The sequence below is a fragment of the Actinocatenispora rupis genome (genome assembly GCF_016861975.1).
In the GTDB taxonomy this organism is placed as follows: domain Bacteria; phylum Actinomycetota; class Actinomycetes; order Mycobacteriales; family Micromonosporaceae; genus Actinocatenispora; species Actinocatenispora rupis.
Window position 1 is genome coordinate 245685 of record NZ_BOMB01000021.1, and the last position, 13197, is coordinate 258881.

General features: G+C 72.8%; 10 protein-coding genes. 3 read left to right on the forward strand and 7 right to left on the reverse strand.

Going from position 1 to position 13197, the window contains the following annotated elements:
* Positions 1–21: 21 nt before the first annotated feature.
* Positions 22–912 carry a TIGR04222 domain-containing membrane protein gene (locus tag Aru02nite_RS19075; RefSeq protein WP_239076802.1) on the reverse strand — a complete coding sequence of 297 codons (891 nt, stop codon included), beginning with the start codon at positions 910–912 and terminating at the stop codon, positions 22–24.
* Positions 913–1081: 169 nt separating this feature from the next.
* Positions 1082–3850 (reverse strand): aconitate hydratase AcnA, encoded by a 2769-nt coding sequence (gene acnA / locus Aru02nite_RS19080; protein WP_203659494.1) that lies wholly within the window; start codon positions 3848–3850, stop codon positions 1082–1084.
* Positions 3851–4033: 183 nt separating this feature from the next.
* Between acnA and Aru02nite_RS19085 the strand changes: the two genes are divergently transcribed.
* Entirely contained in the window at positions 4034–4387 is a 354-nt protein-coding gene (locus Aru02nite_RS19085; RefSeq protein WP_203659496.1) for a VOC family protein, read from the forward strand.
* A 102-nt stretch (positions 4388–4489) separates the two neighbouring features.
* On the opposite strand, the gene Aru02nite_RS19090 is transcribed toward Aru02nite_RS19085, so the two are convergent.
* The 4 genes from Aru02nite_RS19090 to Aru02nite_RS19105 are packed head-to-tail and all read right to left on the reverse strand — an operon-like array spanning position 4490 to position 9420.
* Positions 4490–5950, reverse strand: coding sequence for an aminopeptidase P family protein (locus Aru02nite_RS19090; RefSeq protein ID WP_203659498.1), 1461 nt, complete (start codon positions 5948–5950; stop codon positions 4490–4492).
* A 31-nt stretch (positions 5951–5981) separates the two neighbouring features.
* Positions 5982–6596, reverse strand: a complete 615-nt coding sequence (locus tag Aru02nite_RS19095) for a TetR/AcrR family transcriptional regulator (RefSeq protein ID WP_203659500.1) — start codon at positions 6594–6596, stop codon at positions 5982–5984.
* A gap of 5 nt (positions 6597–6601) precedes the next feature.
* The gene (locus Aru02nite_RS19100) at positions 6602–8758 is read right to left on the reverse strand and encodes a YhgE/Pip domain-containing protein (RefSeq protein ID WP_239076789.1); all 2157 of its coding nucleotides are present in this window, start codon (positions 8756–8758) and stop codon (positions 6602–6604) included.
* Positions 8755–9420: an ABC transporter ATP-binding protein gene (locus tag Aru02nite_RS19105; RefSeq protein ID WP_239076790.1), complete on the reverse strand. Its 666-nt coding sequence runs from the start codon at positions 9418–9420 to the stop codon at positions 8755–8757. Before Aru02nite_RS19105 ends, Aru02nite_RS19100 begins: the two co-directional genes overlap by 4 nt.
* A gap of 341 nt (positions 9421–9761) precedes the next feature.
* On the opposite strand from Aru02nite_RS19105, the gene Aru02nite_RS19110 reads away from it, so the two are divergent.
* Positions 9762–11015, forward strand: coding sequence for an MFS transporter (locus Aru02nite_RS19110; protein ID WP_203659502.1), 1254 nt, complete (start codon positions 9762–9764; stop codon positions 11013–11015).
* 117 nt (positions 11016–11132) lie between these two features.
* On the opposite strand, the gene Aru02nite_RS19115 is transcribed toward Aru02nite_RS19110, so the two are convergent.
* Positions 11133–12008: a LysR family transcriptional regulator gene (locus Aru02nite_RS19115; RefSeq protein WP_203659504.1), complete on the reverse strand. Its 876-nt coding sequence runs from the start codon at positions 12006–12008 to the stop codon at positions 11133–11135.
* Positions 12009–12173: 165 nt separating this feature from the next.
* On the opposite strand from Aru02nite_RS19115, the gene Aru02nite_RS19120 reads away from it, so the two are divergent.
* Complete coding sequence (locus Aru02nite_RS19120) at positions 12174–13193, forward strand: aldo/keto reductase (RefSeq protein WP_203659506.1); 1020 nt, start codon at positions 12174–12176, stop codon at positions 13191–13193.
* Positions 13194–13197: the final 4 nt, after the last annotated feature.

Below are 13197 nucleotides of genomic sequence, written 5' to 3' on the forward strand. Positions count from 1 at the left end.
GCGCGGCAAGCGATCCGCGGGTCAGCCGCCGCAGCCGCCGCCACCGCCGCAGCTCGACCCGCCGCCGCAACTCGACGAACTGGAGCCGCTGTCGGACGAGCCGCCCGAGCCGCCCGACGACGGCTGGCTCAGCCCGAGACCGCCGGCGAACGTCGGGTCGGCGGCCCACAACGCGGCCACCCCGAACACGCCGACGCTCAGCGCCGCCTTGTTCGGCCCGTAGCTGGACCAGCTGGGCTTCATGCCGGGCGACAGCGCGTGGTTGCGCTGGCGTACCTGCTGGAGGGCGCGCTGGCCGGCGGGCGTCGCGCGGCGGACCGTCACCTGGTAGGCGATCGTGGCGATCGCGACGGCGATCAGCAGCAGCACCAGGTTGCCGACCGGGCGGCCGTTGTCGATGCCCGCCACCAGCCGCACCACACCGAGACCGAGTACGGCGGCCAGCAGCAGGCCGATGCCCCGCTGCGCGCGCCGCGCGGAGTCGGTGACGAGCAGCCCGGCGCGGGTCAGCCGGTCGGCGGTCGCCGCCAGCTCCGTCGCGACCGCCGGCTGCGCGGGGAGCGCGCCGAGCCGGACCGGCCGGGCCGCCGCCTGGTACACGTACCAGGAGAGTCGCGGCAGGTCCGGCGGCAGGTCGACCGGTCGCGCCACGACCGTCCTGCGCGAGTCGGTGGCCAGCGCCCCCGCGGCCTTCAACGCCCCGCAGGCCGCGAGTACCGCGAGCGTCGGCCCCTTGTTCAGGTACGCCGCGTCGACCGGTGTCGCCGCCAGGTCCACCGCCGGCACGTCCCGCGGACCGCTCCGCACCACCGCCCGCCGTGCCACGAGGACGACGACGAGCGTCACCACCGCGAGCACCGCGTACAGGCCGAGGAACGCCGGCCCGCTGATTCCCCACGTGTCCGCCGCCATCGGCACGTCGGCCCCCTTTCGCCCGCCCCATTCTGCGGTACTCCCGCACCCGTCGCCGTCCGTCGACCGGACGGTGCCCGTCGCCCGGGGCGGATCCGGCTCCGTTGTGCCGATCCGTACGGACGACGGAGGGCCCGCCGGGTGGCGGGCCCTCCGAGTGGTGCGTGGGTCAGCTGGCGAGCATCTTGCGCAGCACGTACTGCAGGATGCCGCCGTGCCGGTAGTAGTCGGCCTCGCCGGGCGTGTCGATCCGGACGACCGCGTCGAACTCGACGTCGCCGGCCGTGACGTGCACGGTCCGCGGGGTGTCGCCGTCGTTCAGCGCGGTGATGCCGGTGATCGCGAACGTCTCCTCGCCGGTCAGGCCGAGCGACTCGGCGTTCTGCCCCTCCGGGTACTGGAGCGGCAGCACGCCCATGCCGATCAGGTTCGACCGGTGGATCCGCTCGAACGACTCGGCGATGACCGCGCGTACGCCGAGCAGTACGGTGCCCTTGGCCGCCCAGTCGCGCGACGAGCCCGACCCGTACTCCTTGCCGGACAGGATGACCAGCGGCGTGCCGGCGGCCGCGTAGTTCTGCGCGGCGTCGTAGATGGTGTTCTGCTCGCCGGTGGTGAAGTCCTTGGTGAACCCGCCCTCGACACCCGGTACGAGCTGGTTGCGCAGCCGGATGTTCGCGAACGTGCCGCGGATCATCACCTCGTGGTTCCCGCGCCGCGAGCCGTACGAGTTGAAGTCGCGGCGCTCGACGCCGTGCTCCGACAGGTACTTCCCGGCGGGGGAGTCCGGCTTGATGGCACCGGCCGGCGAGATGTGGTCGGTGGTGACCGAGTCGCCGAGCTTGGCCAGGACCCGCGCGCCGGCGATGTCGCCGACCGGGGCGGGGGACTGCGCCATGCCCTCGAAGTACGGGGGCTTCCGCACGTACGTCGACTCGTCGGCCCAGGCGAACGTGTCGCCGGTCGGCGTCGGCAGCGACTGCCAGCGCTGGTCACCGGCGAACACGTCGGAGTAGCCGGAGGAGAACATCTGCGACGCGAGCGCGCCACCGATGACGTTCTCGATGTCGTGGCCGGAGGGCCACAGGTCGCGCAGGAACACCGGCTTGCCGTCCGTGTCGGTACCGAGCGGCTCGGTCTCGAAGTCGATGTCCATCGTCCCGGCCAGCGCGTACGCCACCACGAGCGGCGGCGAGGCCAGGTAGTTCATCTTAACGTCCGGGTTGATCCGGCCCTCGAAGTTCCGGTTGCCGGACAGGACGGACACGGCCGTGAGGTCGTTCTCGTTGACCGCAGCGCTGATCGCGTCGGGCAGCGGGCCGGAGTTGCCGATGCACGTGGTGCAGCCGTACCCGACGAGGTTGAAGCCCAGCTTGTCCAGGTACGGCGTGAGGCCGGCGCGCTCGTAGTAGTCCATGACGACCTTCGAGCCCGGCGCGAGCGTCGTCTTCACCCACGGCTTACGGTTCAGGCCGCGCTCGACCGCGTTCTTCGCGAGCAGCGCCGCGCCCACCATCACCTGCGGGTTGGACGTGTTGGTGCAGGACGTGATCGCGGCGATCACCACCGCGCCGTGGTCCAGCTCGAACTCGGTGCCGTTCTCGTCGGTCACCCGCACGGGCCTGCTCGGCCGGCCGTTCTTCGCCGCGGACGGCACGCGCGGCGCGCCGGCGGCGTCGTCACCGGAGAACGCCGGCGAGTCGCTGGCCGGGAACGACTCGGCGTCCGCCTCGTCCTGCCCGGCGAGGTCCTCGTCCGAGACGTAGTCCTTCAGCGTGTTGCGGAACATCGACTTGGCGCTGGCCAGCGGCACCCGGTCCTGCGGGCGCTTCGGCCCGGCGAGCGACGGCTCCACAGTGGACAGATCCAGTTCCAGCCGCTCCGAGTACGCCGGCTCGGCGGCCGGGTCGTGCCACAGCCCCTGCTCCTTGGCGTACGCCTCGACGAGGGCGATCTGCCGCTCGTCCCGCCCGGTGAGCTTGAGGTAGCGCACGGTCTCGTCGTCGATCGGGAAGATCGCGCACGTCGACCCGTACTCCGGGCTCATGTTGCCGATCGTGGCGCGGTTGGCCAGCGGCACCGCGGACACGCCCGGCCCGTAGAACTCGACGAACTTGCCGACGACGCCGTGCTTGCGCAGCATCTCGGTGATCGTCAGGACCAGGTCGGTGGCGGTCGCGCCGTCGGGCAGCTGGCCGGACAGCTTGAAGCCCACCACCCGCGGGATCAGCATCGACACCGGCTGGCCGAGCATCGCGGCCTCCGCCTCGATGCCGCCCACGCCCCAGCCGAGCACGCCGAGGCCGTTGACCATCGTCGTGTGCGAGTCGGTACCGACCAGCGTGTCCGGGTACGCGACACCGTCGCGCGAGAAGATCGTGCGCGCCAGGTACTCGATGTTGACCTGGTGCACGATGCCGGTGCCCGGCGGGACGACCTTGAAGTCGTCGAACGCGGTCTGGCCCCAGCGCAGGAACTGGTAGCGCTCCCTGTTCCGCCCGTACTCCAGCTCGACGTTGCGCTCGAACGCGTCCTCGCGGCCGAAGATGTCGGCGATGACCGAGTGGTCGATGACCAGCTCGGCGGGGGCGAGCGGGTTGACCTTCGACGGGTCGCCGCCCAGCTCGCGGACGGCCTCGCGCATGGTGGCGAGGTCGACGATGCACGGCACGCCGGTGAAGTCCTGCATCAGCACCCGGGCCGGGGTGTACTGGATCTCCACGCTCGGTTCGGCGTCGGGATCCCAGCCCGCGAGTGCGCGGATGTGCTCGGCGGTGATGTTCGCGCCGTCCTCGGTGCGGAGCAGGTTCTCCAGCAGGATCTTCAGGCTGTACGGCAGGCGGGCCTGCCCGTCGACCGAGTCCAGCCGGTAGATCTCGTAGGTGTCGCCACCTACGCGCAGTTCGCTCTTCGCGCCGAAGGTGTCGAGGCTCGCCACGTCGTACTCCTTCGTCCTGGGTATGCAGGTGCAGTCTCGCGCACGGGCCGGTCCGGGACCGACTTAGGCAAGCCTCAGCAGGGCTGTCAGCACCGCGTTTTCTCGTAAACCGTACGTCCGTCTTGCTATTCGCGCAACCCGCGGGCATCGTGGTCCGCGTACCCGATCGCAGCGGAGGTATTCGTGATCCACCACGTCCAGATCTCCTGCCCGGCCGGCAGCGAGGACACCCTGCGCGCCTTCTACACCGGCGTACTCGGCCTCGCCGAGATCACCAAACCCCCGGTACTCGCCGCCCGCGGCGGCTGCTGGTTCCGCGGCAACGGCATCGAACTGCACCTCGGCGTCGAGGCCGACTTCCGTCCCGCCCGCAAGGCGCACCCCGGCCTGATCTGGCCCGACCTCGACGCTCTCGCCGACCGGCTCACCTCCGCCGGCCACCCCGTCGACTGGGACGACAACTTCCCCGGCATGCGCCGCTTCCACAGCGCCGACCCGTACGGCAACCGCCTGGAGTTCCTCCACCCCACCGACTGACCGGTCGGCGTCCGCCGCCGGGGACAGCAACCACCCCGCCGGTACGCAGCCGGCGGGGTGGCGGGTGCGCCGGCCGCGGTGGACGGGCCGGCAGAAGCAGCGCTACTCGGGAAGGCGGGGGCCGGCGTTGCGCTGCTCGGCCACCCAGGACTCGACGTCCTCGGCCTTGCGCGGCAGCCCGGCCGACAGGTTCTTCGAGCCGGTCGCGGTGACCAGCACGTCGTCCTCGATCCGTACGCCGACGCCACGCAGCTCGGCCGGCACCTTCTCGTCGTCGGTCTGGAAGTACAGCCCCGGCTCGACGGTGAGCACGTGGCCCTCGGCCAGCTCGCCGTCCCGGTACAGCTCGGTCCGGGCCTGCGCGCAGTCGTGCACGTCGAGGCCGAGCATGTGCCCGAAGCCGTGCAGCGTCCAGCGGCGGTAGTACATGCTGTCCTTGTGGAGGGCCTCCTCGGCGCTGCGCAGCACGCCGAGCGACTCCAGCCCTTCCGCCAGCACCGTCATGCACGTCATGTGCACGTCCTTGTACTTCACGCCCGGCCGGATGGCGTCGATGCCGGCCTGCTGCGACGCGTACACGATGGCGTAGACCTCGCGCTGGAGGTCGGTGAAGCGGCCGTCGACGGGCACGGTGCGGGTGACGTCGGCGGTGTAGAGCTGGTTGTTCTCGATGCCCATGTCCATGAGCAGCAGCTGGCCGGGCGCGGTGCGGCCGTCGTTGCGGACCCAGTGCAGGGTCGTGGCGTGGCTGCCGGCCGCGACGATCGACTCGTACCCGACGGCGTTGCCGTCGTGCCGGGCGCGCAGGCCGAAGATGCCCTCGATGAGCCGCTCGGACACCGGCCGGTCGGCGGGCAGCGCGCGTACCACGTCCTCGAACCCGCGTACGGTGGCGTCGATCGCGTCCTGCAGCTGGGCGATCTCCCACTCGTCCTTGACGAGGCGCAGGTCGGACAGCATGGTGGCGAGTTCGCGGTCGCGGGCGCCGAGCGCGTCGCCGTCGCCGGTCGGTGCGATCGTCGCGTCGACCGACTCGTCGAAGCCGCGCAGCACCCGGGTGGTCGCCGGGTCGAGGTCGTCGAGGATCTTCGCCAGGTCGCGCACGTGCGCGGTCTCGACCGCCAGCAGCGCCGACTTCTCCGCCAGCGTGTGCCGCCGACCCACCCACAGCTCCCCGTACTGCGCGTCGCGGAAGAACTCGTCGGTGTCGCGCGGGGACCGGGGGTGCACGTACAGCACGGCGTCGTGGCCGCCGGCGGTGGGCCGCATCACGAGCACCGCGTCCGGGTCGAACTCGCCCGTCAGGTACGCGAAGTCGCTGCCGGGGCGGAACGGGAAGTACGTGTCGTTGGCCCGGACCTTCTCCCGGCCGGTGGGGATGACCAGGGTCTCGCCGGGGAACGCCCGGGACAGCTGCTCGCGCCGGCGCGCGTGGCACGGCGCCTGGTCGAGCGCGGTCAGCCCGGTCAGCGACGAGTCCAGCCAGCCGCCCCGCATGAACTCCAGGTACTTCTCCGGGAACGCCGGATCGTGGCTGCGACCCTTGCTGAGGTCCTGCGTCATGCCTGTCTCCTCGTGGTACGTGGCGCGGGGTTCATCCGACGGTATCGCCCCCGGACGGCGCCGGCCGCAGCCGGCTGGCGACGATCGAACGGAGACCGGCGAGGACGTCCTCGATCGGGCGGTCGGGCTGGAAGACGAGCCAGTCGACGGCGACGACCAGGCCCACCCCGAACAGCGCCGAGGCGGCCAGCTGGACGTCCAGCCCGGGGTCGAACTCGCCGGCGGCGACCCCCGCCGACAGTACCTCGGCGATGGCGCCGATCGCCTCGGAGCGCAGCAGCGTCACGGTCTGGTGCCATTCCCGGTTGGTACGCCACATCTCGGACAGCAGCAGCTGCGCGAAGGCCCGGTCGTCGCGCATGAAGCCGAGCTGCGCGGCGACCAGCGCGGCCACCGCCTCGGCCGGCGCGAGGCCGTCGGCGGCGGCGCGCAGCCGGTCGGTGAGCCGGCCGATGCCGTGCCGCAGCAGCTCCTCGAACAGCGCCGTCTTGGACGGGAAGTTGTAGTACACGGTGCCCTTGGCGACCCCGGCGCGCTCGGCGATCGCGTCGACGGTGGTCGCCGCGAAGCCCTGCTCGGCGATCAGGTCGACGGCCGCCGCGTACAGCTTGTCGCGGGTGGCGTCGCGGCGCCGGGACTGCCTCATCGTGTCTACAACTCCAGGTCGGGATGCAGCTTGGTCGGGGTGAGCCGGCGGGACCGCCGGACCACCAGGCAGGTCGCGGCGAACGCGGCGACCCCGAACGCCACCAGGATGCCGGCTCCCTGCCACACCATCCCCGTCGACCCGCCGCTGATCAGCCGCCGCAGGCAATCCACCACGTACGACATGGGCAGGTAGGGGTGTATCGCGGCGAGGATCCCGGGTGACGTCTGGAGCGGGTACGTGCCACCGGCGGTGACGAGCTGCGCGATCAGCATGACCAGCGTCAGTACCCGGCCGGCGGCGCCGAGCAGCGCCCCGAACAGCTGCTGCAGCCCCGTGTACGCGACGACCGCGGTGCCGAGGAACGCGAGCATCGCGACCGGGCGTACCGGATCGAGACCGAGGGTGGCGTGCAGGACGAGTTCGAGGATGCCGGCCTGGACGACGCCGATCGCGACCGCGGGCAGCCAGCCGGCCGCCGCGACCCGCCACGCGGGCGCGCCGGACACCAGGTGCCGCCGGGTCACCGGCCGCAGCAGCATGTACCCGACCATCGCTCCGACCCACAGCGACAGGCCCAGGAAGTACGGGGCGAAGCCCTCGCCGTAGCTGCTGGCCGCGTTGTGTACGACCCGCTTGCCGTCGACCGGGTCGGCCATCATGTCGGCGCGCTGCGCCCGCTGCGCCGCGTCGTACGCGGGGATCCGGTCGGCGCCGGTGGCGAGGCTGTCGGACAGCGTGGTCGCCCCGTCGGTGAGCTGGCCGAGCCCGTCGGCGAGGCGGCCGGCGCCGGCGGACAGGCTGCCGAGCCCGCCGTCGAGTTCCCGTGCGCCGCTGGACAACCGGTACAGACCGGCGGTCAGCGTCTTCCCGCCGTCCACCGCCTTGCTCGTACCCCGGTGGAGGTCGTGCGCGCCGCCGGCGAGCCGGTCCACCCCGTCGGCCAACCGGTCCACCTGGGTACGTGCCCGCGCCACGTCGTCGGCGAGGTGCGGCGCGTCGGCGGCGACCTTCCGGGCGAGCGCGGCGACCTGCCGCGCGTCCGCCTTGACCTGCCGCAGCGACGCGCTGTCGAGCTTGGACCGCACCTGCTTCGCGGCCGTCACGGCGTCCGCGGCGGCCGTCCTCGCCCGCTGGAACGCCGGATCCTGCGCCGCCTCCGGATGCTCCTTCTGGTACGCGTCGAGCGCCCGCTGTACGGCGGTGGTCTTCTCCACCGCGTCGTCGACGTACCGGGGGAGGGCGTCGACGTGCTCGGCGACGAGGTCGGCGCCGTCGGCGAGCAGGGTCGCCGACCGTTGCAGCGATCCCGAGTTGTCCCGCAGGAACGGGACGGCCCGGTCCGCCACACCGTCCACTGTGGACGCGAGCTGCCGGGTACCGGCGGCTGCGCTGCCCGCGCCGGCGTCGAGCTGGGCGGCGCCGGAGTTCAAAGCGACGAGGCCGTCGGTGAGGTCGGCGGCGCCCCGGTGCGCCTGGTCGATGCCGTCGGCGAGCTGGTCCGCGCCGGCCTTCGCCCGGTCCGTACCGCCGCGCAGGTCCCGCGCGCCGCCCGCGGCGTCCCGCGAACCGTCGGCGAGCCGCCCGGCGCCGTCCGCCGCCTGCTCCGTCCTGTCGTGCACCGTCCCGAACGACAGGAACATCTGGTCGAAGTACTTCTGCGACGCGCTCGTCGCCGCCGCCGTACGGATCTCGGCGAACGCGCTGCGCCCGATCACCCCCGCCAGGTAGCTCGTGGCGTCGTTGCTGGTGAGGGTGAGCCGGCCGCGGGTCGGCGCGGCCGTACCGGAGGGCGAGACGAGCGACGCGGAGAAGTCCGCCGGCACCGTGAACGTCATCAGGTACTCGCCGCTGTCGAGCCCGCGCGCCGCGTCCCGCGCGCTGGTGGCGTGCCAGTCGAACACGTGCCGGTCGACGAGCTGGTCGACGAGTTCGTCGCCGGCGCGCAGCGTTCCGCCGCCGGGCTGCTTCGCCGGCCGGTCGGAGTTCACGAGCGCCACCGGGATGCGCTTCAGCTCGCCGTACGGGTTCCAGAACGCCCACAGGTAGAGCCCCGAGTACAGGAGGGGGATGAGGGCCAGGGCGGCGATCGCGGCCCTGGTCAGCGGTGCCCGGGTGAAGCGGCGCAGTTCCAGGCCACCCAGGCGGGCCGAGCGGATCACGCGTACTCCTTCGTGGCGTCCGTCGCGTGGACGGTCCGGTCGACGGGCGCGCCGCCGGTCTCCCGGCAGGAGGCCAGGACGGTGACGCCCTCGTCGGCGACGGCGCGCAGGACTCCCCAGAGCACGGCGCGTTCGGCGGTGTCGAGGCCGAGGTCGACGTCGTCGACGACGATCAGCCGGGGCCGCGCCATCCGGGCCAGGGCGAGGCAGAGCAACTGCCGCCGGTACGGGTCCAGGTCGCGGCCGAGCGCGTCCGGATCCCCGTCGTACGGCGAGTCGGCGAGCAGCGCGCGGGCGTGTTCGCGCCGGCCCCGCCGGCCCCGCCGCAACCCGAGCAGATCCAGCCGCTCGCGTACGTGCTCGGCGGCGGTCAGCGCCGGCTCGGGCTGGTGCGCGCCCGCGACGTACCCGAGGGCGGCGAGGCGCTGGACGGCGGCGGACGCCTTCGGCAGGGTGTGGCCGCCGACGGCGAGGGCACCCCGGTTGAACACGAACCGGCCGGCGGCGGCGAGCAGCAGCGACGTACGGCCGCTGCCCGCGGCGCCGGTGACGGCGACCAGCTCGCCGGGTGCGACGTCCATCGTCACGTCGCGGAACACCCAGCCGCGCCGGGTACGCAGCCCCAGGCCCTCGGCCCGTACCGCCGCACCCGCCGGGCCCACAGCGTCCGCCGGGTCCGCCGCTTCGGCTGGGTCCGCTGGCTCCGCCGGGGCCGCGGGGGTCGCGGGGTCCGCCGGATTCGCTGGGTCCGGGTCGTACGGCGCGGGTGCCGGGGGTGCCCCGGTCGTCGCGCCCGCCTCGTCCGCCACGTTCGGCCTCCAAGAAACTGACTGGTTGGTACAAAAACTAGCGCGAGTACCGACCGGCCTGCGTCGTTTGGTGGCACTTCTCACCGGCGCCGCCGACGCCGCCGAGTCGGAGTTGAGTCGAGTACGGTCAAGTTTTGGGAACGGATCGCGGAGTTGAGTTGAGCCCACTCAACTTCTGCCTAGGATCCGAGGTCATGAGCCTCCTGAGCGGGCGCGGCGGGCTGCTGCGCCGGCACGACTTCCGGCACCTCTGGGCCGCCGACCTCGCCAGCCAGCTCGGTACCCGGCTGAGCTTCGTCGCGATGCCGCTGCTCGCCGTCCTCACGCTCGACGCGTCGACGTTCCAGGTGGCGCTGCTGCGTACGGCGGAGACGGCGGCGGCGTTGCTGCTCGGCCTCGTCGCCGGCGCGTGGGTCGACCGGTTGCGCTGCCGGCCGGTCCTCATCGCCGCCGACCTCGCCCGGCTCGTCCTGCTCGGCTCGGTACCGGTCGCCGCGGTGCTCGGCGTCCTCGGCCTCGCCCAGCTGTACGTGGTGGCGTTCCTGGCCGGGTGCGCGACCGTCTTCTTCGACACCGCGCACACCACGTACCTGCCGCGGCTGGTGGGGCGGGACCACCTGGTCGAGGGCAACTCGCGGCTCGCGGCGAACACCTCGGTGGCCGCGGTCGCCGGCACCGCGACCGCCGGGTACCTGGTGCAGGCGCTGACCGCGCCGTTCGCCGTGGCGCTCGACGCGGTGAGCTACCTGTGGTCGGCGCTGTGGCTGCGTACGATCCGCACGGTCGAGCCGGCGCCGGTACGGGTGGCGCGGCGGCACCTCGGGTACGAGATCGCCGCCGGCGTACGGTTCGTGTGGCGGGAGCCGATCCTGCGGGCGATCGCCGCCAACACCGGCACCGTACTGTTCTGTCAGGCCGCGAACGACGCCATCATGGTCGTGTTCCTGGTGCGGCGGATCCACCTGGCGCCCGGCACGATCGGCCTGCTCGGTACCGTCGGCCTGGTCGGCGCGCTCGCGTCCGCGTCGCTCGCCGGCCGGATCGCGGCGAGGATCGGCACCGCCCGGACGCTGCTGCTGGCCGGGATCGTCAACGGCGCCGGCTTCCTGCTCTACCCGCTGACCGGTGGTGGACCGCGCCTCGGATGGTACGTCGCGGCCGGCTTCCTCGCCGCGTTCAGCATCGTGACCCGGCACGTCATGGCGGTCACCGCGCGCCAGCAGCTCTGCCCGGCCCACCTGCTCGGCCGGGTCAGCGCCACGATGGAACTCATGACCTGGGGCGTGATGCCGCTGGGCGCGCTCGTCGGCGGCCTGGCCGGGACGTACCTGGGGTTGCGGCCGACGCTGGTGGTCACCGGCGTACTGATCGCCGCGGCGAGCCTGTGGCTGGTCTGCTCACCCCTGCGTACGCTGCGGGACCTCCCGGCCGGCGGCAGCGGCGGGTGAGCGCGGGACGGACGGCGAGACCGGTGGACGGCACTTCCCGTAGCGCCAACGCTTCCCGTACCGGAGGGGGAGACGTCGAGGTCCGGCGGCGCCGTGCTCACCCGCCCCGGGGAACGGTCAGGGGGTGATGGACTCCGCGGCGAGGAACGCCCGGGTCGCGGCGCTCGGGTGCCGGTCCGCGACCGTCGCCACCGCCGTACGCCAGCGTGGCGCGGGGGCGGCCACGGACACGAACCGGGCGCTGGTCTGCTTGTGGCGGAACGAATCCGGCACCAGCGCGATGCCCAGGTCCTGCGCGACGAGGTCGAGCAGCGAGTGCACGTCGTTGACGGTGAGCGAGACGCAGCGGTCGACGCCCGCGGCGTGCAGCGCGTGGTCGGTGACGTCGCGGGTGACCCAGCCCGGCGCGAAGTCCACGAACGTCTCGCCCGCGAGCTTCGCGAGGTCGACCGTGTCCTCGCCGGCCAGCGGGTGGCCGGGGCCGCAGGCGACGACCATCGGCTGCTCCTCCAGCGGCGTGAGCGTGACGCCGGGAGTACCGGAGGGTGGTGTGGTGACGAAGGCGAGGTCGACGGCGCCGGCGCGGACCTGGTCGAGCAGGTCGGGGGTGCTCTCCTGGCGGAGCTGGATCTCCACCCCGGGATGCGCGGTACGGAACCGGCCGAGCGCGGCGGCGAGGTCGATGCCACCGAGGCACTGGATGGTGCCGATGGACAGGCTGCCGCGCAGCAACCCCTGTACGGCGGCGACCGCCTCGCGCGCCGCGGTCACGGTGTGCAGGGTACGGCGGGCCTCGGCGAGCAGCGCCCGGCCGGCCTCGGTCAGCTCGACGCGGCGGGTGGACCGGACGAACAGCGGCGCGCCGAGTTCGCGTTCGAGGGCGCGGACGGAGGCGGACAGGCCGGACTGGGCGACGTGCAGGCGGGCGGCGGCGCGGGTGAAGTGCCGCTCCTCGGCGACGGCCACGAAGTACTCGATCTGCCGCAGTTCCATTGATCCCTGCCCGTGCTGAATGGCATCAGTTTCTTCTGTTGGACGGCTGGAACCGGGCGCGCACAGAATGATCGGACAGGCCGTTTCCGTGCGGGCCGGACGGCCCGCGGGCCACAGTACAACGGGGCGCGGGGGTTTCCCGGGCGCCGGCGAAGGAGGACGACGGTGGAGTACCGGACGCTGGGTGGGACCGGCACGGTGGTGTCGACCCTGTGCCTCGGGACGATGACCTTCGGCAACGAGAGTACCGAGGAGGTGTCGCACGCCCAGCTCGACCGGTTCGTCGAGGCCGGCGGCAACTTCCTGGACACCGCCAACGTGTACTCGCGGGGCGTGTCCGAGGAGATCGTCGGGCGGTGGCTGGCGGCACGGCCGGGGATGCGCGACCAGGTGGTGGTCGCCACGAAGGGCCGGTTCCCGATGGGCGACGGCAAGAACGACCTGGGGCTGAGCCGGGTCAACCTGACCCGCGCGCTGGACGCGAGCCTGCGCCGGCTGGGCGTCGAGGCGGTCGACCTGTACCAGGCGCACGCGTTCGACGCGTTGACGCCGCTGGAGGAGACGCTGCGCTTCTTCGACGACGCGGTACGCGCCGGCAAGATCCGGTACGCGGGGGTCAGCAACTTCCTCGGCTGGCAGTTGCAGAAGGCGGCGCTGCTGACCGACTTCCTGCGGTTGACGCCGATCGTCACGCTTCAGCCGCAGTACAACCTGCTGGTGCGGGACATCGAGTTCGAGCTGGTCGACGTGTGCCGAAACGAGAACATCGGCATCCTGCCCTGGTCGCCGCTCGGCGGTGGCTGGCTGACCGGCAAGTACTCCCGGGACACGCTGCCGACGGGTGCGACCCGGCTCGGCGAGGACCCGGAGCGCGGCATGGAGCGCTACGCGCAGCGCAACGCCGAGGAGCGTACGTGGCGGGTGGTCGACGCGGTGCGTACGGTCGCCGAACAGCGCGGCGCGTCCATGGCGCAGGTGGCGCTGGCCTGGCTGAACGACCGGCCCGCGGTCACCTCGGTGATCCTCGGCGCCCGTACGGTCGCGCAGCTGGACGACAACCTCGCCGCGGCCGGCCTGCACCTGACCGAGAAGGAGACGGAGCTGCTGACTGACGCCAGCGCCCCGATCGTCGCCGACTACCCGTACGGCACGGGCGGCCGGAACCAGCGGTCCCGCACCATCTGACCCC

Excerpts from the sequence above, each read along its gene's own strand:
- Aru02nite_RS19115 (WP_203659504.1), bottom strand. The coding sequence starts at position 12,008 with ATGGAACTGCGGCAGATCGAGTACTTCGTGGCCGTCGCCGAGGAGCGG.
- Aru02nite_RS19090 (WP_203659498.1), bottom strand. The coding sequence starts at position 5,950 with ATGACGCAGGACCTCAGCAAGGGTCGCAGCCACGATCCGGCGTTCCCG.
- Aru02nite_RS19110 (WP_203659502.1), top strand. The coding sequence starts at position 9,762 with ATGAGCCTCCTGAGCGGGCGCGGCGGGCTGCTGCGCCGGCACGACTTC.
- Aru02nite_RS19095 (WP_203659500.1), bottom strand. The coding sequence starts at position 6,596 with ATGAGGCAGTCCCGGCGCCGCGACGCCACCCGCGACAAGCTGTACGCG.
- Aru02nite_RS19075 (WP_239076802.1), bottom strand. The coding sequence starts at position 912 with ATGGCGGCGGACACGTGGGGAATCAGCGGGCCGGCGTTCCTCGGCCTG.